The organism is Ornithinimicrobium sp. (assembly GCF_030537745.1).
GTDB lineage: Bacteria > Actinomycetota > Actinomycetes > Actinomycetales > Dermatophilaceae > Ornithinicoccus.
Window position 1 is genome coordinate 1,227 of record NZ_JAUNVI010000049.1, and the last position, 18,657, is coordinate 19,883.

Genomic DNA, 18,657 nt, shown 5'->3' on the forward strand with positions numbered 1-18,657 from the left:
GCGGTCCCGCCCAGCTCGACACCGTCAGACGCCTCCGCCAGGTCAGCGGCGTCCTCGGACACCAGGGACGGCTCGAGCAAGGACTGGTGCTCCTCGTGCTCGGCGATGTAGTCGGCCACGAACGGGCAGGTGGCCCGGACCCGCGTCCGGTTGGAGCGGACCACCGTCAAAGCTTCCTCGACCAGCGCAGCGCCGATGCCCTGCTCGCGGAAGTCCGGCTCCACGACCGTGTGCTGCAGGTCCACGGTCGCGCCGAAGGTCTCGTAGGAGAGATAGCCGACGACCGCGTCGTCGAGGACCGCCTCAAAGCGAGACTCTGCGGGCTTGTGCTCAATCTGGACCTTGGTCATTGCCCCACCCTACGGGCCAGCCCGGCTAGAGCCACCCGACCCGGTCCGCGAGCACGGCATACCCAAGGAAAGCCACCACGTCCAGGAGCGCGTGCGCGATCACCAGCGGCATCACCCGGCGGGTCCGGGTGTAGACCCAGCCGAGCAACAGACCCATCGCGATATTGCCGACGAAACCGCCGAAGCCCTGGTAGAGGTGGTAGCTGCCCCGAATCAGCGCCGAGGTGATGATGATGGCCCACGTCGACCAGCCGGCCTGCGTCCAGCGCGTGAAGAGATAGCCGACCATGATGACTTCTTCGAGAATGGCGTTCTGCAGCGCCGCCAGGATGAGGACCACCGGCGCCCACCAGACGGCCTCGAGGTTGGCTGCCGAGATGGTCGTGTTGAGTCCGAGCGCGCGAGCGCCCAGGTAGAAACCGAGTCCGGGGATCCCGATCACCGCCGCTAGTGCTGCGCCGGCGAGCAGGTCGCGCAGGGGTCGATGCAGGTCCAGTCCCATGAGACCCCGCGCCCGCCCTCGCCCAGGGACGTCACGAGCCAGCAGGTGCAGTGCCAGCACCACCGGCACCAGCGCGAGGCCGATCCCGGCGAGTTGGTATGCCAGATCAAGCCAGGGTTGGTCGGGGGTGACGCTGGTGTTCATCGACGTGGTCTGGGCGGAGAGCGGCTGCTCCCGGGTCAGCTTGCGGATCAGCGAGAGCAGGGCCCAGACCGCGGACGCACCCAGGGAGACACCAAGGACCAAGACGGTCTCGACGAGCACAGTCCGCCGCGGGAGGCGCACCGTGCCGCCGCGTGGATCAGTCGTCCCACTCGTCCAGTTCATCGTCCCAATCGTCGCACTCCCAGACGCCGTCGTCCCACTCGCACCAGCCACCAGGGTTGACGGGTGCCGGTTGGACTGGCACGGCCTTGATGCCCCCGGAGCCGTCGCCGCTCCCAGCTTCCTTGGCTTCCTTAGCTGCCGTGGCTTCCTTGGCGTGCTCCCGACGCGTCTTGTCGGCTCGATCAAAAAGCTCGCCGGAGGAGTCGCGGAGCACGGAGACGACGCGATCGGCTTCCGGCAGGTCGGCCGTGCCGGTCCTGGTCGCAGCCGCAGTGTCGCCCTGCCCGGTGCGAGATGCAGAGCCTGGCCCGGAGCCGGCCTCGACGAGCGAGGTCGCCGAGCCCGGGTCGACGGGGCCGGTGATCAGCACCCCCGGAGTCTCCTGACGCGCCTGCGCAGTGGCATCCACAAACAGCCATCCCCCGAGCAGGCCCGCGAGGACCAGGGTAAGGACGGAGGCGAGGATCTTCATGGGTCAAGCATGGGGCACCGACAGGAGAGTCGGATGAGAGGTGGATGAGACTCCTCTCATCTGTCCGTCGCCTCGTGCCAGCGTCCCTGGGCCCACTCCAGGACGACGTCGCGCCAGCGCGGGCGGAAGGAGTAGACGCAGACCAGTCGCACCACGGTGGCCAGCTCGGCAGTGCGCAGCCGATCAGTGCGCAGCCGCCCAGCGCGCAGATCGTCCACGCCGCCGGACCCCACGGCTCCGACGACGCACAGCGCGGCGTGCTCGACGACCGCAGCAGCAGCCGGTGACCACACCCCCTGCGCCCGCCGCAGGTCCGCGTGCACGGCAAGGTTGACCGGATCGAGCTCCGCAGCAGCCAGGCAGACGGTGTCGAGGTCGAGCACCCCCAGCCGGGAGCCGTCCCAGAGCAACTGCAAGTCGTGCAGGTCACGGTGCGCGGGCACCAGCTGCTCGTGGCCGTGCTGCTCCTCGAGCCGGCGTGCGAGCGCTGCCCCACGGTGCTCCCACTCCAGTGGCAGCAACCCGACGGCGCGGGTCCGGTCGAGCCACCCGCGCACCACCCGCGCTTCGTCGAGGTCGGCATGTCGAGGCAGCTCGGCGCTGTCCTCGGGTCGGCCCCTCTGCAGGCGGATCCAGGCCTGCGCCCACGTCTGCCAGATCCGGCTCCACGCGACTGATTCGGACAGTTCGTGCACAGGGCGCCCGGGCAGCACCGATGACGTGATGGAGTCGTCGTCGGTGCGCACCAGCCCCGGCGTCGCAAGTCCCGCACGCCCGGCCAACAGCTCCCCTGTCCGGGTCGCCGCCGCAACCGCGACGGCAGCACCCGGCCGCAGCACCTTGGTGTATCCCTCCGCTGTGCGCACCACCGCTCGACGTCCTGCACGATGCACGACGAGCTCCGCCGGCAAGCCGGGCGCACGCGCCGCGGCGGGGCGACCCTCGAGGCCGACGAGGCCAGCGAGGCCAGGCAGCCGTGGGTCGACGCCGTAGGGCAGCAGGGTCACCGCACCGTCTGGACCGACCGAGCCGGCACGCAACCGTCCGCGCTGGTCCCTGCCCTCGATGGTCACACCACCACCGTCCCGGGGCCGACCGGGCCAGGCCCGGGTCACCGCGACGATGTCTGCTCCGGACCCGACCGAGGCTGGGACCCTCATCCCACCACCTCCAGCGTCAGGGTCTGCTCGCCCCAGAGGTCGTCCTGCACCAGAGCCCGGCGCGCCAGCATGGCCCGGCGCACCGTCTCACCCCGCCAGCCGGGCTGCTGGTGCCGCCACGGCTCGGCCACCCGCGCCAGGATGGCCGCTGCGACCCACGGTCCAGGTGCGTGGAGCCGGTGGCCGGTGACCTCGACATACCCCTGACTGACCGGCCCGAGGGACCCGTGCCCCTCGAGGAGATCGACGGCGATCAGGCTCGCGTGGTCCAGCACGACGGGGGCCATGGTCGTGCGGTCGAGGTCGGTCAGCAGCACCTCACCCGACCCGGCGCGCACGAGCAGCTGGTCCAGGGAGAGGTCGCCGTGGCAGACGACGCTGGGCCCACCCGCTGGTGCGTGGGAGGCCAGCTGGTCCAGCACGCGGCGGACGCTGCCGGCCGCGCCCTGGTCGACGGCCTCCAGCAGCTCGACGCAGGCGCGAGCTGACGCCAGCATGCCGTCCCAGCCACGGGCCGGGAGGTCGCGCACCACCGAGGGGTCAACGGTATGCAGTGCGCCGAGGACGCGTCCCACCTCGCGCAGGGCGTCGTCACCCTCGGGCCGCCCAACGACGGTGGAGGCATCGGTCCCGGCGATCCAGGGCCACCAACTGATCCTCGGGCTCTGGTGCCCCGGCCCGTCGGCGTCGCTGCTCCTCACCACCGGGACGCCGGCATCGGACAGGTCGGCGGCCAGACGGACCAGGCGGGTGCGGTGGCGGTCGGCGGTGACGCGGACGACGCGGTCGCCGTCTCGGGCCACCAGCCGCCGCAGCGGGTTGTAGCGCAGCAGGTCCCCCGGTGCCGGGTCGACCGCTGAGCAGGCACGGACCAGGCGGGGGTCGGTGATGATCGGCCCCCACTGGACCAGGGTGTCGCGACCGTCCAGCACGGCCTCGCAGAGTTGGTCGGGGCGACCGATCTCGGCGGCGCACCGACGCGCCTTGTCGGCTTTGACGGCGGCGCGACCGGTCAGGGTGCGGACCCAGCCCCACGGGACACCCGCCGGATCGGTGAGCGCAGCCACGGTGGAGACGCCGAGCTTGGGTCGCAGATGCGTCGCACGGACCTCGCGACCGACGAGCTCACCAAGGCGCGCCCGGTCGAGGACGAGGGCGAGCCCAGGGTCGGACAGGCTCATGACACGCTCCTGAGCCGGCCACCGGTCGACGACCCGTCTACGCCGTCCGGCTCGGCGAGGATGCGCTCCAGCGGTGCCTCCTCGGGGGCACCCGCCCAGGTCACCCGCCCCGCCTCGAGCACGATGACCCGATCGGCCTGCCGCGCGGTGTCGATGTCGTGGGTGATGACGATGCAGGTGCGGTCGAGGGCGAGGTCGGCGATGGCCTCGGTGACGAGCGCGACGTTGTCCGGGTCCAGGCCGGTCGTCGGCTCGTCCAGCACCAGCACCGCGGCACCCCGCAAGAACGCCCTGGCCAGCGAGATCCGTTGGCGCTGACCGCCGGAGAGGTTGGCACCACCCTCTGCCACGGGAGCATCCAGACCGTCAGGGAGGCGATCGGTGAACTCGCTGACGCGCGCGAGGCGCGCTGCCTCCTCCACCTGCGCGGCGGTGGCCTCGGGCCGACCTTGGCGGATGTTGTCCTCGACCGTCCCGCTGAAGAGGACCGCCTCCTGCGCGACGACGGCGACCTGGGAGCGCAACCACCTCAGATCGAGTTCGCGCAGGTCGTGACCATCGAGCCGCACCGAGCCTTCGTCAGGGTCGAGCAGCCGCAGCACCAGTGAGCCCACCGTCGACTTGCCCGAGCCGGAGGGTCCAACGAGGGCGACGTGCTCGCCAGGACGGACCCGCAGGTCCAGGTGGCGCAGCACGGGTTGGCCAGGCTCATAAGCCAGGGCCACGGAGCACAGTTCGAGCTCGCCTCGGACCGGCCACGGCCCGCGGGGTTGTGGCGGGGAGACGATGCTGGGCACCACGTCGAGCAGGTCTGCGACACGCTCACCGGAGGCGGTGGCACGGGCGATGCGGCCGGTGTATTTCGCCAGGTCGCGCAGCGGCTTCATCGCGGTCTTGAGGTAGGTGAGCACGATCACCAGGTCACCGGGCGTCATCGCGCCCTCCAGCACGCGGGCGCCGCCGAGGACGAGCACGGCCGCGGTCGAGATGCCGACGAGCACGTCGGTGCGGCGCTCGAGGCCCGCCGCGAGCCGCTTGGCTTTGACCCCGTCGTGCAGTGACTTCAGGTTGGACCCGCCGAAGTGCCGCGCCCGCTCCTCCTCCAGCCCGTAGGCCTGCACGTGCGTCATCCCGGCCAGCGTCTCCTGCGCGATGCTGGCAAGGTTGCCCTCGCTGCGGCGGGTCTTGCGCGCGGCGGTCGTGATCGCTGGACCCGACCTGCGGGAGAAGAGGAGGAAGACCAGGACGGCCACCAGGGCCACCAACGCCATCGCCGGGTCGATCCAGGTGAGCACGCCGAGCATCGCGGCGAGCGTGACCACGTTGGCCAGCAGCGGCATACCCGCCGTGATCGCGACGTCCTGCAGCCGTCCGACGTCGGTGACCAGCCGCTGGACCACGTCGCCGGAGCCGGAGCTGCGGTGATCGCCGCGCGACAGGGTCTGCACGTGCTCAAACACCCGCGCCCGCAGCACCGTCGCGATCCGGGATCCGCCGAGCGCGAACAGCACCGTGGCGCCAAAGTTGCAGACGGCGCGCAGGCCGACGATCGACAGGGTCGCCAGGGCGCACGCGAGCAGCAGCTGTATGGAGGCGACCGGGCCGCCGTCGGACAGGTCGGCGCCCAGGCTGCGGGTCACCGCGTCGACGACCAGCTTGGTGGGCCACGGCTCGAGGACCCGGAAGACGACCTCGAGCAGCAGCAGGGCACCGCCGCCGAGGAGCAGGAGGCGTTGGCCGGCAAGGTGGGGACGCACGAGGCCGAGGGTGCGGCGCAGCGCGGAGGGATTCAGACGGTCCGTGGCAGCCACGATGACTCCTTCGGGGCGGAGGCGCCGGGCCCCCAGGGGGCACCCAGGGGCGCGAGCGTGGCGTCGAGCACGTGCGTCCAGGAGTGGGCGGACTCCATCTGCGCCCGGGCCGCGGCACCCATCTGCTGGGCGGTGGCCGGGTCGGCGACCAGCCGGTCGATCGCCGCGGCGAGCGCGCGCGGGTCGGACGGTGGGACGAGCAGTCCGGTGCGGCCGTCCTGGACCACCTCTGGGATCTGGCCGATCCGGGAGGCGACGACGGGCAGGGCAGCCGCTGCATACTCATAGATCTTCAGCGGCGAGAAGTAGTGGTCGACGCGCTCCGGGTAGGGCGCGGCCGCGACCAAGGCCCCTCGGAGGGCACCCGGGATCTGCTCGGGGGCAACCGCGCCGACCATCTCGACCTCGACGTCGAGCTCCCCTGCGAGCTCCTCCAGCCGGGCCCGCTCCGGACCGTCACCGACGAGCCGCAGCCGCCACGGCACCCGCGCGAGCGCAGCGGCCCGGATGAGGTCGTCCACCCCGTGCCACGGCTTGAGGGTGCCGACGAAGACGACGACGGGGACGGTCGACAGGTCGGGGCAGACAGGGCGGATGCGGTCGGTGTTGACGCCGTTGGGGGTGACGGTCACGCTCGGATCGCCGGGGGACAGCCGGGTGCGGATCCAGGCGGCCACCGGCTCGGACACGCAGGCCACGACGTCCGCGGCGCTGAGCTGGGCCTTCAGGGCACGCTCGGCGGCGCCTTCGTCGACGAGGACCCGGTGGGCGCGCTGCTCGTCGACCAGCGGCGCGTTGACCTCCAGCACCATGGCGCAGTCCTGCTCCGGGTGCGCGCCCGCCAGCCCGCCGCGCACGCGTGACAGCACCGTGGAGAAGAGCGAATAGCGCTCATGGACGACATCCGGGGCCGCAGCCAGCACCCTCTGCGCCAACTCGGCAGCGGCCTGCTGCTGGGCGACCTCACGGTCAGCGGGATCGCTGCCGGCGCGGGCGACCGGCACGACGTGCACGGTCAGGTCGGCAAGGTCGGCGGGGACGTCCTCGCCTCGACGGACCGCGTAGACCTCGACGTCGGCTCCCCGGCTCCGCCACGCGCGCACCAGCTCCTGGAGGTGGACGCTCGCGCCCTTGGTGCCAAAGACCGGGATCCCCGGGTCGGCGCACACGTAGGCCACCCTTAGGGCGCTCATCGGGTCGAGCCCGTCAGGTGCCCCGCGAGCAGCCGGCTCTGCCGGGCGGCGTCGAACTCGCGCTCCACGAGGGCCCGCGCAGCGCGGGCCACCTCGACCCGCGGCCAGCGCGGGTCCGCGACCGTGCGCAACGCCTCGGCGAGGTCGACCGCCAGGCTCACCGGCTGGTGAGACAGCAGGATGCCGGTCTGCGCCAGGGACGTGCCCGTCTGCGCCAAGGACGCGCCGGTCGCCGGGTCTGTCCCCCCTGGGTGGATCGCCTCCGGAATGCCGGTGACGTCCGTCGAGACGCACGGCACGCCGCTGGCCATCGCCTCCAGGATGACCGTCGGCAGGCCGTCCGCGTTGCCATCGGCTCCGACGACGCAGGGGGCGGCGAGCACGTCGGCCCACGCCAGCTCCTCCACCAGCTCGGCCTGGCTGCGGGCGCCTATCAGCTCCGCGCAGCCGACGAGCCCCAACTCGTCGACCAGGTTGGTCAGGGGCAGCCACAGCTCGCCGTCCCCGACGATCCGCAGCGTGCACGCCATACCCTCCGAACGCAGCCGGGCGACCGCGCGCAGGAGGTGGTCAAAACCCTTTTTCTCGACGAGTCGGCCGACCGCCAGCACCCGCAGTGGCGAGCGGGGTGGCACCGGGTCACGGTAGGAGAAGCGGGACAGCTCCAGCCCGTTGCGCACCAGGCGGACCCGGTCGCCGAGCGTGGGCTCCAGGTCGAGCAGGTAGCGGCGGTTGTAGTCGCTGATCGCGATCACCTCGGCCGCGCGCCCGAGCACCGCACGCAGCAGTCGCACATCGACGTCCTCGTGGAAGATGTCCTTGGCGTGCGTGGTGACCGTGTAGGGCAGATCGGTCAGCGCGGCGGCCACCATCGCGCACCGGGCAGCGAGCGTGGCGAAGTGGGCGTGGATGTGCGTGACCCCGTCGCGGCGCAGGCGCAGGGCCAGGTCGACCGCCTGGGCGACGTCGGAGGGGTCCATCCGCACGAGCAGGGGCATGAGCTCACCGAGGCGGCTGCCGAAGCCGGGCAGCTCGTCCTGTGCCTGCGCAAACACGTCCCATTCCGCCGCGAGCCGGTGCGCCTGGCCCAGGTGTGTCACCGGCGCCCTGACCAGGGCGAGCTGGGGATGGAAGCGCGCGTCCGTCGTCGGCCGCAACGCATAGATCGCCAGGTCCTCCCCCGCGGCCTCGCGGGCGAGGATCTCGGTGACGACGAAGGTCTCGGAGAACCTCGGATAGACCTTGACCACGTAGGCGACGCGGTGGTCCGGGGCGAGAAGGTCAGACAGCGAGGGCATGACGCTCCTCCTGGGTCGGGACGGAGGAGTATGCGGTGAGGCGGGCGGCCGCACGCGCGACGGTGGCCAGGCCCGCCAGGTCGAGGTGACGGCGATCGATGCGGTCGCGCTCTCTGGCACGACCCGTCCACCACGTGGCGATCCGCTCCGGCGTCAGATCGCCCTGCCGCAGGACGTCAGCCGCGCCGACCGCCGCCAGTCCTTGGGCACGGATCAGCTGCTCTCGCCGAGGCCACTCGCGGGGGACCAGGAGTGCGGGCACGGCGGTGGCCATCGTCTCGGCCACAGTGTTGTAGCCCGCCATGGAGACCGTCGCCGTGGCCCGACGGATCAGGCCCGCGGCATCGGGGACGGACCGCAGGACGCGGGTCGCAGCGGTCGCGGCGAGCTCGACGGCGCGGTGGTCAGCCTGGCTCATCTGCGGTCCGGTGACCACGAGGTGCCGGTGGCCGGCGGGGACTCGGGCCGCGGTGGCCGCCAGGCACAAGGTGGTGCCGTCGCAGCCACCCCCGGCGGTGGTGAGCACGTAGGGACGGTCGAGGTCCAGGACGTCCGGGTCCTCCGCGCGGCCGTGCGCGAGGTAGCCGAGGTAGCGGACGAGGTCGTGCAGCGGCGCTGGAAGCTCACCGCTGGTGCGCAGGTCGTGGACGCGCGGGTCCCCGTAGACCCAGATCTCGTCGAACAGCTCCCGGACGAGGTCAGGCGGGGTGCGCAACCACTCCGCCCTGGCGACCTCTGGACTGTCGAGCACCTCGCGCAGGCCCAGGACGACGGAGGCCTGCGGGCGGGTGGCGCGCAGGTCGGCGAGCGCCGGCGCCAGCTCGCCCCCCACGCCGAGCGCGTGCCGGTCGATGACGACGAGGTCGGGGGCAAACGATGACAGGATCCCGCGGACGATCTCCCCGCGCAGTGCGGTGACCGCGTCCAGTCCGACATCGAGCTTGCGGGGGCCATAGCTGCGGCCCGACTTGGTGACCGCGGGCAGCGTCACGACGTCGAAGCCGTCCGGGACCGACGCCGAGGACGTGCCCGCGACACCGTTGACGAGGAGCCCGGTGACGGGACGCCCGGTCAGGTGCGGCAGGCGTTGGGACAGCGAATGCGCGATCGCCCGGTTGCGTCGGAAGTGCCCCAGCCCTTGGGAGTCGTGCGAGTAGAACACCACGCGGAGCGGTTCCTGCACCGATCGGACCATGCCAGCTCCTCGTGATCACCCTGCTCGGACGTCGGGTTGACGACCTGGTGATGAGTGAACTACGCCCTGATGAGCCGCAGATGACACCGCGATGAGAGTGCTCTCATCACCGCGCTGACTCGCTCACGAATCGCGCCGGAATCGCTCACGACTCGAAGCGGTAGCCGATCCCGCGCACGGTCGTGATCCGCTGCGCGCCGAGCTTGGTGCGCAGATAACGCACGTAGACGTCCACGACGTTCGAGGCGCCGGTCACCTCATACCCCCAGACGCGGTCGAGCAGCTGCTGACGGTTGAGGACCTGGCCCGCGTGCTCCATCAGCTCACGCGCCAGCGCGAACTCGCGCGCCGAGAGCTCGACCGGTCGGCCGTCCACGGTGGCGGTGTGCGCGACCAGGTCGAGCAGCGCCCCGCCCGCACTGACCTGCTGGGCCTTCGTCGACCCGTCGTCCGCCGGCCTGCGCAGCCTCGCCTTCACCCGCGCCAGGAGCTCCTCCACCCTGAAGGGCTTGGCCAGGTAGTCATCGGCCCCGCTCTCCAACCCGGAGACGGTGTCCTCGACAGAGTCGCGGGCGGTGCACATGATCACCGGCACGGGATCGTCCATCGTGCGCAGCATCCGCAGCACAGTGAAGCCGTCCATCCGGGGCAGCCCGACGTCGAGCACGACGAGGTCGACGCCGGTCTCGGCTACCGCCTCCAGCGCGGCCAATCCATCGCCGACGACCGTGGTCCGGTAGCCCGCGCCCCGGAGGCCACGGTCGATGACGCGCGCGATCCCCGCTTCGTCCTCGACGACCAGGATGTGATGCATCGCGCCAGGCTACCGACCGGCGGCGTCCGGCTCGGCCCTGTCGTCGCGTTGATACACATCAGGTATGCCGTCCCGGTCGGAGTCGAGCGCCTCCTGCTCAGCGATCCGGGCGTAGTGGGCGTTGCGCGCCGACAGGATCGCCCCGCCGAGGACCGCCGCGATGAGCGAGGCCACGAAGATGCCGACCTTGGCCTCGTCTCCGAGCTCGGTGCCAGCCCCGAGGCTGAGCTCGGCGACGAGCAGCGAGACGGTGAAGCCGATGCCGCCCAGGGCCGCCACGCCCACGACGTCGATCCAGTGCAGGGAGGGGTCAAGCTCGGAGCGGGTGAATCTGGTCACCAGATATGTGGTCCCCGTGATGCCGATGATCTTGCCGACGACCAGACCCACCACGATGCCGATCGTCACCGTGGTCGTGAGCGCGGAGAGCAGGCCGTCCACGCCCCCGACCCGCACCCCGGCGGCGAAGAACGCGAAGACCGGCACCGCAAACCCTGCCGACAGCGGTCGCAGGCGATGCTCGAAGATCTCGGCCAGTCCGTGCGCGTCCTCGCCGGTGGGCTCACCACGCTCGGCTCGCACCCGCGCCGGCACCATGGCACCGAGCACGACTCCCGCAATGGTCGCGTGGATGCCGGAGGCGTGCACAAGGGCCCAGAACACGATCGCTATCGGCAGGAGCAGCACCCACGCCGGCAGCTTCTGATAGCGGAATAGCAGCCTTTCCCGTCGTGCCAGGACGGCGTAGGCGGTCAACGGCACCAGCGACCACAGCAACATGTCCGCTCGGATCTGCGAGGAGTAGACCGTGGCGATGATGAGGATGGCGATGAGGTCGTCGACCACCGCCAGGGTGAGCAGGAAGATCCGCAGCACGGGCGGCAGGTGGGAGCCGATGATAGCCAGCACGGCGACCGCGAAGGCGATGTCGGTGGCCGTCGGGATCGCCCACCCGGCCAGGGCTTGCGGGCTGTTGTGGTTGATCGCGACATAGATCAACGCGGGCACGACCACGCCGCCCACGGCGGCAGCCACCGGCACGAGCGCACGGTCCCACCGGCGCAGGTCGCCGATCACGATCTCGCGCTTCAACTCCAGCCCGACCAGGAAGAAGAAGATGGCCAGCAAACCGTCGGCAGCCCACGAGCCGACGCTCAGCCGCAGGTGCCAGGGCGCGTAACCGAACTCGGCGTCCCGGATCGCAAAATAGCTGTCGGCGGCCGGGGAGTTTGCCCACACGATGGCGACGGTGGCGGCCACCATGAGGAGCAGACCGCCGACGGTCTCCTTGCGCAGCAGGTCCCCCACGCGGCGGGCCTCGGCATAGCTGCCGCGGCTGAGAGTGGTGCGGCGAGGGTGTTCTTGGCTAGACATCGTGATCTCTCGGGTCGACGACATGGCGCCGACCAGACTTCCCGGCTCACCAAGACCACTCTAACTGTCGGTGGCGACCAGGCGCCTAGTCCGAGACGGATCTGCTGCGGTCGTGCAGGTCTGGCAGCGCCAGCCAAAAGGTCGAGCCCACGCCCTCGGTGGAGGACAGACCCACGGCGCCGCCGTGCGCCTGCGCGATCAGCCGCACGATCGGCAGGCCCAGCCCCGACCCCTCGGCCTGGCCCACGTTGTCCGCCCGGCTGAAACGCTCAAACACCCGCTCCTGCTGATCCATCGGTATGCCGATGCCCTCGTCCCGCACGCTGAGCATCAGATAGCGGTCCGCCGCGTGGGCGCCCGCCGCGACAGCCGCGCGCGCCGAGACGCTGTCGACATACGCCCAGGCCGAAGCCACCTCGATCACCGAGTCCGGCTCGCTGAACTTCACCCCGTTGGCCACCAACTGCACCATCGCCTGCAGCACCCGGTGCCGGTCCAGCGGCATGGTGCCCTCGGCACTCGCGCTCAGCCGCCAGCGTCGCTGCCCGAGCACCGTGACGCGGTCCATCGCTTCGACGGCGAGCTCGGTGACGTCGGTCGGTGCGGGCCGCAGGAAGTCCGGGCGGTGCAGGCGCGTCAGCATGAGCAGGTCGTCGACCAGGCGCTGCATCCGGTCGACCTCGTCGAGGACGAGCGTGCGGGTCGCCTCGACGTCGTCGGGGTCCTCGGCGCTGAGCAGCTCGGCGTTGCCGCGCAGGATCGTCAACGGCGTGCGCAGCTCGTGCGCCGCGTCGTCGAGGAACTGCCGCTGCTGCTGCACGCCGGACTCGATCCGGTCCAGCATCGCGTTGTAGCGCACCACCAGCTCGGCGACATCGGTGTCGGCGCCGCTGACGGCCACCCGCCGCGTCAGGTCCTCCGTGCTGGTCACGGCGGTCGCCGCCCGCAGCTCGTTGAGCGGGCGCAACAGCCTGCCGAGCAGCAGGTGCGCCAGCCCGGCGACGGCGGCGAGCACGAGCACGGCTAGGAGGGCGTAGGTGAGCGCGTGCCGACGGACCTCGACCCGCTGCGCGCCGATGTCGTTGGCCACGACGAAGTTGGCCGTCCTGCTCTCGCCCGGCAGCTGCACATCGGCGACGAGCACCCTCAGCTGCGTGCCCTGGGAGTCGAGGCTGCTCACCCGCGCCTGCCCTGCTGGGATCGGGACCGCGCGCACTGCCGCGAGCACGTCCTCGTGCGCGACATCGAAGGATCGGGCACCGCCGGAGAAGAAGTCGACCTTCCCGTCGACCATCGCCAGCATCGCCTCGTTCTCACCAGCCACCGCAGTGGTGAGATAGGCCAGGAAGAGGTCGTGCACGTCCTTGAACGGCTGACCGTCCTGTGCGGGCCCGGCTTGCGCCAGCTGTGCCAGCTCGGAGACGTTCTGCGCCAGCTCCGCGTCGACGCGTTCGGTCAGCGCCCGATACTGCAGGCCATAGCTGACCAGCCCGGTGACGGTCAGGCCCGCGGTCATGACCGCGACGATGAGCGCGAGCATCCGCGCGCGCACCGACCAGGCGCTGCCCCACGCCCAGCGGTCGCGAGGCCGCACGGGGTCCCGGGTCCGTCGTGCAGGCATGGACCATTACTACACTCACCAACCATGACCGTCGACGATGACCACTATTTTGTCGCCCTCGGCTCAGGCGCCTATCGGCCGACGATGCACGTCCAGGGAGCCTGGTCGCCAAAGGAGCAGCACGTCGCGCCCGTGATCGGCCTCCTCCTGCACTGCCTGGAGCGCGAGCATCCCCGCGAGGACCTGCAGTGGTCGCGTCTGAGCGTCGACATCCTGGGCATGATCCACCTCACCGAGACGACGGTGGCCACGCGCGTGCTCCGAGCCGGTCGGACGATCGAGCTGCTCGAGGCCACGGCGACCGCTGCAGGACGCGCCGTGGTGCGCCTGACGGCCTGGCGCCTCGCCCACAGCGACACGCGGTCGGTGTCGCAGGCCGAGGCGCCAGAGTTGCCGAGCCCGACCTCCTTGGAGCCGTGGCAGGGGATGGGGCAGTGGGGAGGCGGCTTCATCCGGTCGCTGGAGTTCCGGGCGGTGCCGGACGGCCGGCCCGGTCGGCGTCAGGCGTGGATCCGCAGCAACCATCCCCTCGTCGCCGGGGAGGACTACAGCCCGCTCGCCGCGTGGGTCGGTCTGCTCGACACGGCCAACGGGATCGCTACCCGGCACCCTCCCGGTGAATGGCTCTTCCCCAATGTGGATCTGACCCTGCACCTGCACCGGACCCCCAGCGGACCGTGGGTCGGCCTGGACACGGCCGTGTCCTGGGGACCGACCGGCTTGGGGCAGACGTCGTCGGTGGTGCACGACGTCCACGGTCCGGTCGGGACGGTGGAGCAGGCCCTGACGGTGCGGTCTCACCCGCAGGGGTGAGCGGCGATAACGAATCGGCAAAGAGCATGGACTTCGGTGGGGGCGGGAGAGAGGATCGGGGCGGCCGGGCTGCCCCAATGTTGTGGCGGCCTGCGCCACCAACTCCCTCTCATCCCTGTGACCAAAGGAATCGCCACCGTGACGACCCTCTCCCGCCGCGGCGCACGCATTGTTGCGTTCGCCGCTGCCGTGACCGTGGTCTCCCCGCTCGCCCTGTCTGCCACCGCGGCACCGCAACTGCAGACCGACACGAGTCGGAAGACCTACATCGTCCAGTTGGACGCTGCCCCGATCGCCGCATACGACGGAGGCACAGCGGGGATTCCCGCGACCGCCCCCGCGCCCGGCGCCAAGGTCAACGTCAGGTCCAAGAACGCCAGGGCTTATGAAGCGCACCTCCGCAAGGAACAGGTCAAGGCCCTGCGTGAGGCTGGTATCGCCCCCAAGACCAAGACGCACGAGTTCACCGTCGCCCTCAACGGCTTCACGGCCAAACTCACCCCCACAGAGGCAGTCACGCTGAGCAAGTCGGCGGGCGTGGCCAACGTGTGGGAGGACGAGATCCGGTATGCCGACACCGTCACCACCCCCGACTACCTGGGCCTGAGTGGGCCTGACGGTGTCTGGGCCAAGCAGTTCGGCGGCGACGCCAAGGCCGGCAAGGGCATCGTCATCGGCGTGCTGGACACCGGCATCGACCCGGGCAACCCCAGCTTTGCGCCGCTGCCCGGGGCCACCCGCCCCGCGGGTTTCGAGTGCGAGGTCGAGAACGACGCCGCGTTCGAGTGCACCAGCAAGATCGTCGGCGCGCGTTACTACGGTGCGGACTACGGCAACGACACCTCATACGACTTCGAGTCACCGCGCGACACCAACGGTCACGGTTCGCACACGGCGGGGACCTCTGGCGGCAACCATGGCGTCCCCATGTCGATCATGGGCACGGACATCGGCGTGGGCTCTGGCATGGCACCGGCGGCCCAGATCGCTGTCTATAAGGGCCTGTGGCAGACCGGAGCCGGCGGCGGGTCGGGCAGCACCTCCGGCCTCGTCGCGGCCATCGACGATGCGGTCGCGGACGGCGTGGACGTCATCAACTATTCGATCTCCGGCTCGTCCACCTCTGTGGTCGGCCCGGACGAGATCGCCTTCTTCAACGCCGCTGCCGCCGGCGTCTTCGTCTCAACCTCCGCCGGCAACAGCGGAGACACAGTCGGGGAATCCTCAGTCGCGCACAACGCCCCCTGGACGATGACCGTCGCGGCAAGCACGCACGACCGGGGCTCGAGCAAGACCGTCACCCTCGGGGACGGCAACACCTACGAGGGTGTCGGCGTCGGCGCAGCAGTCGGCCCCGCTCCCCTGGTCCTGGCCGCCGACATCCCGGCATCCGGTGCATCCGCGCAGGCAGCCCGCGAGTGTTGGCTCGACGCCGACCCAAACGTCGCCGGCGAGCAACCCTCACTCGACCCGACCAAGGCTGACGGCGCGATCGTGATCTGCGATCGTGGAAGCGTCGACCGCGTACACAAGAGCGCCGCGGTCAAGCTGGCTGGTGGCATCGGGATGGTGCAGACCAACGTGAACGACTCGCAGTCGCTCAACGCCGACTTCCACGCCGTCCCGAGCATCCACGTCAACGCGACGAATGGCGCGGCGATTAAGGCGTATGAAGCCTCCGCGACTGCTCCGACCGCGACCATCTCGGCCATGTCGGACGAGCCGGTCGACGCACCCTCGATGGCCGGCTTCTCCTCCTACGGTCCGGCCTTGGCCGGTGGCGGTGACCTGCTGAAGCCGGACATCACGGCCCCAGGTGTCGACGTCGCCGCGGCCTACCATCAGGACTTGGAGAGCGGTGAACCGACCTTCAACAGCATCTCCGGCACCTCGATGTCAGCACCGCACATCGCTGGCCTCGGCGCGCTGCTCAAGCAGAAGTACCCGACCTGGAGCCCGATGGCGATCAAGTCGGCGATGATGACGACCGCGCGTCAGACCACTGACGCCGGCGAGCCGATCCCGTGGGCGGCCGGCGACGCCACGCCACTCAACTTCGGCGCCGGTGAGGTCGTTCCGGGCAAGTCCTACAGCCCCGGCCTGGTCTACGACTCGACCCCGAGCGACTGGCTGGCCTACACCTGCGCTATCGACCAGCTGCAGACAATCGGCTACACCGAGTTGTGCGAGCAGCTCCCCGAGATCGACCCCAGCGACCTCAACTACCCGAGCATCGCGGTCGGTGACCTCGCGGGCAGCCAGACGGTGACGCGAACGGTGACCAACCCGCACAAAAGTGCCATGCAGTATCGCGCGATGGTCGAGGCGCCGGCCGGCACCACCGTGACGGTCAGCCCGAGCAAGCTCACCGTCACACCGGGACGCACCGCGACCTTCAAGGTGACCATCACCCGGACGACCGCGGCGTTGAATGACTACACCTTTGGTGCGCTCACCTGGGTGTCTAATAAGAAGGGCATGAACGCGGTCCGCAGCCCGATCGCCATCCGACCGGTCGCTCTTTCTGGCCCGGCTGAGGTCATCGGGACCGGCACCGCCGGCTCGGTCGAGCTCACGGTGACCCCGGGTTTCACCGGCACCCTGGACACCGATGTCGATGGATTGATTCCCTCTGACGTCACTCCTTTGACGGTCTCTCCCGCCCCCGGGCCGCTCGATAAGTACGTCTTCGTTGACGTCCCCGCGGGCACCTCTGTTACCCGAGTTGCCACCTACGGTGACGAGGTCGCTGCGAAAGACATCGATCTCAACGTCTACCGCTTCACTCCCCCCAACAGTATTTCGCTGGTGGGCAGCAGCGGCAACGAGGGCTCTACCGAGGAGGTGACGCTGGACCTTGAACCCGGAACCTACGTGATAGCGGTCGACAACTACAGCGGCGAGCCGCGTGCGCAAGTGCCGCTCCACCTGTGGCTAGTGGGCGACACCGCCGAGGGCAACCTCACCGTCACCCCAGCCAGCGTTCAGGTCATCCAGGGCACGCCCACCACGCTGACCGCCGCATGGACTGGCCTGGCTCCCGCGGAGCGCTACCTGGGCAAGGTCAACTACCTCACGGATGGCAAGGTCGCGGGCAGCACACTCGTGACGGTCAACCCCTGAACAGGACGAAGTTGGCGTGAGCGCCCCGAGAGCCCTCTTCCGGACTGCAGTCTGGAAGAGGGCTCTCTCTGAATGTGAGACAGATCACAGTCGCGGGAGGCAACGTTTGGCCTTCTCAAGACGTCTATACATATGTCGGGTCGGGACACCCGACACCCCGTCACGCGGGGGGAAGCACTCAACAGTGACGTTGGGGGTGGCAGGTGGGCGGGGCGCTGGTTCAGGGACCAGCACCCCGCCTCCTCGCCGAGACGAGGAGCACGATGAGACACCTTGGGTATGCAGCGCTCGCCGGCCTGGTCGCCTTTCTGCTCTCGGCCTGCGGCCCGAGCACTCCCGAGGCACCCGGCAGCGCCTCAACCGGCACGACAACCTCCAGTCCTACCCCGACAGCCACCCAGACGGAGACGCCCGTGCGCCCCAGCGACCTGACCCCCATCACCCCGAAGCCGACCCAGCTGCCGATCAACCCCACCTTCGGGCCCGGAGCGCTGCCGACCGGTCCGGTCCCGCAGTCCGTCAAGGACCGCTCAGACGTCGTGACCGCGATCGCAGACCAGGCCAAGAGGGCCGGGGTCGAGGTCTCCCAGGTCACGGTCGCCGGCTACGCCGATGTCACCTGGAGTGACGGCAGCCTCGGCTGCCCCAAGCCGGGCATGATGTATACCCAGGCGCTAGTGCCCGGCTCCCAGCTCATCCTGCAGGTCGGCGACCGGCTGTCCAGCTATCACGCCGCCCAGGGCAAGCCCTACTCCTACTGCGCCAACCCGGTCCCCCCGCCCCGCGGCTCCGCCACCAGCTGACCGGGGTTAAAGCACCCTTTCGGGCCATTGCGTTGTGAGCCAGCTCACTTTACAGTCGGGGGCCTCGGCGCTTCTCGGCGTCACAAATATCCATCCTGGACGAAGGGCTACATCGTGGTACGTCGTTTCGTTGCGGGGGCCGGACTCGCCGCCCTGCTCATTCCGGCTGCGCTTGGCGCAGGCACTGCAGGCGCCTCGCCCCCGAACCCCGTCGACCGGTTCCAGGAGACGCCGACGACCGGCGTCATCAGTCCTGCGGTCATGCCCGTAGGCGCGGACCCCTCGAGCCGGGTCAAGGTCATGGTGCAGCTCACGAAGCCTTCGGTCGCCGAGGTCACCGCAGACCGGGGCGCACTGTCCCGGGGCCAGCAGAAGAAGATCGAGCGAGACCTGCTTCGCCAGCAGACGGGCATCGTCGGGGCGACCAAGGCCAAGGGCGGCACCGTCCTCGCCCAGACCCAGTACGCCCTCAACGCCGTCAAGATCGAGATTGCGCGCAAGGACATCGCCTCCCTCGCGCAGCAGCCTGGCATCAAGGCCGTCCTGCCGGTCGCCACCTATGAGCTGGACAACGCCACCGCGGTGCCGTTCATGGGAGTGCCGCAGGTCTGGCAGGACAC

15 protein-coding genes and 1 pseudogene are annotated in these 18,657 nt (G+C 70.4%); 4 read left to right on the forward strand and 12 right to left on the reverse strand.

The window, feature by feature from the left end; all coding sequences use genetic code 11:
• The 12 genes from Q4P07_RS10620 to Q4P07_RS10675 all read right to left on the reverse strand — a co-directional run.
• Window positions 1-350: GNAT family N-acetyltransferase (locus Q4P07_RS10620; RefSeq protein WP_303374891.1), on the reverse strand; the 350-nt coding region annotated here is incomplete at its 3' end.
• A gap of 25 nt (window positions 351-375) precedes the next feature.
• Window positions 376-1,179 carry a CPBP family intramembrane glutamic endopeptidase gene (locus tag Q4P07_RS10625; protein WP_303374892.1) on the reverse strand — a complete coding sequence of 268 codons (804 nt, stop codon included), beginning with the start codon at window positions 1,177-1,179 and terminating at the stop codon, window positions 376-378.
• Window positions 1,154-1,651 carry a hypothetical protein gene (locus Q4P07_RS10630; RefSeq protein WP_303374893.1) on the reverse strand — a complete coding sequence of 166 codons (498 nt, stop codon included), beginning with the start codon at window positions 1,649-1,651 and terminating at the stop codon, window positions 1,154-1,156. The genes Q4P07_RS10625 and Q4P07_RS10630 overlap by 26 nt, the downstream gene beginning before the upstream one ends.
• A 56-nt stretch (window positions 1,652-1,707) precedes the next feature.
• Window positions 1,708-2,811 carry a phosphotransferase gene (locus Q4P07_RS10635; RefSeq protein WP_303374894.1) on the reverse strand — a complete coding sequence of 368 codons (1,104 nt, stop codon included), beginning with the start codon at window positions 2,809-2,811 and terminating at the stop codon, window positions 1,708-1,710.
• Window positions 2,808-3,992 (reverse strand): aminoglycoside phosphotransferase family protein, encoded by a 1,185-nt coding sequence (locus Q4P07_RS10640; protein WP_303374895.1) that lies wholly within the window; start codon window positions 3,990-3,992, stop codon window positions 2,808-2,810. The genes Q4P07_RS10635 and Q4P07_RS10640 overlap by 4 nt, the downstream gene beginning before the upstream one ends.
• Window positions 3,989-5,803 (reverse strand): ABC transporter ATP-binding protein, encoded by a 1,815-nt coding sequence (locus tag Q4P07_RS10645; RefSeq protein WP_303374896.1) that lies wholly within the window; start codon window positions 5,801-5,803, stop codon window positions 3,989-3,991. Before Q4P07_RS10645 ends, Q4P07_RS10640 begins: the two co-directional genes overlap by 4 nt.
• Window positions 5,782-6,996, reverse strand: a complete 1,215-nt coding sequence (locus Q4P07_RS10650) for a glycosyltransferase family 4 protein (RefSeq protein ID WP_303374897.1) — start codon at window positions 6,994-6,996, stop codon at window positions 5,782-5,784. The genes Q4P07_RS10645 and Q4P07_RS10650 overlap by 22 nt, the downstream gene beginning before the upstream one ends.
• The gene (locus Q4P07_RS10655; RefSeq protein ID WP_303374898.1) at window positions 6,993-8,294 is read right to left on the reverse strand and encodes a glycosyltransferase; all 1,302 of its coding nucleotides are present in this window, start codon (window positions 8,292-8,294) and stop codon (window positions 6,993-6,995) included. The genes Q4P07_RS10650 and Q4P07_RS10655 overlap by 4 nt, the downstream gene beginning before the upstream one ends.
• Complete coding sequence (locus tag Q4P07_RS10660) at window positions 8,278-9,489, reverse strand: glycosyltransferase family protein (RefSeq protein ID WP_303374899.1); 1,212 nt, start codon at window positions 9,487-9,489, stop codon at window positions 8,278-8,280. Before Q4P07_RS10660 ends, Q4P07_RS10655 begins: the two co-directional genes overlap by 17 nt.
• 145 nt (window positions 9,490-9,634) lie before the next feature.
• Window positions 9,635-10,303 (reverse strand): response regulator transcription factor, encoded by a 669-nt coding sequence (locus tag Q4P07_RS10665; protein WP_303374900.1) that lies wholly within the window; start codon window positions 10,301-10,303, stop codon window positions 9,635-9,637.
• 9 nt (window positions 10,304-10,312) lie between these two features.
• Window positions 10,313-11,701: a Na+/H+ antiporter NhaA gene (gene nhaA / locus Q4P07_RS10670; RefSeq protein ID WP_303374901.1), complete on the reverse strand. Its 1,389-nt coding sequence runs from the start codon at window positions 11,699-11,701 to the stop codon at window positions 10,313-10,315.
• 61 nt (window positions 11,702-11,762) lie between these two features.
• Entirely contained in the window at window positions 11,763-13,298 is a 1,536-nt protein-coding gene (locus Q4P07_RS10675; RefSeq protein WP_303374902.1) for a cell wall metabolism sensor histidine kinase WalK, read from the reverse strand.
• A gap of 24 nt (window positions 13,299-13,322) precedes the next feature.
• Here Q4P07_RS10675 and Q4P07_RS10680 point away from each other — a divergent pair, with 24 nt between their 5' ends.
• The 4 genes and pseudogenes from Q4P07_RS10680 to Q4P07_RS10695 all read left to right on the forward strand — a co-directional run.
• Entirely contained in the window at window positions 13,323-14,111 is a 789-nt protein-coding gene (locus tag Q4P07_RS10680) for a thioesterase family protein (RefSeq protein WP_303374903.1), read from the forward strand.
• A 138-nt stretch (window positions 14,112-14,249) separates the two neighbouring features.
• Window positions 14,250-17,234, forward strand: coding sequence for a S8 family peptidase (locus Q4P07_RS10685; RefSeq protein ID WP_303374904.1), 2,985 nt, complete (start codon window positions 14,250-14,252; stop codon window positions 17,232-17,234).
• Between the two features lie 263 nt (window positions 17,235-17,497).
• A complete protein-coding gene (locus Q4P07_RS10690; RefSeq protein ID WP_303374905.1) occupies window positions 17,498-18,037 on the forward strand; it encodes a hypothetical protein in 540 nt (179 codons plus the stop codon).
• A gap of 114 nt (window positions 18,038-18,151) precedes the next feature.
• A pseudogene (locus tag Q4P07_RS10695) lies at window positions 18,152-18,657 on the forward strand (hypothetical protein); the annotation flags it as partial.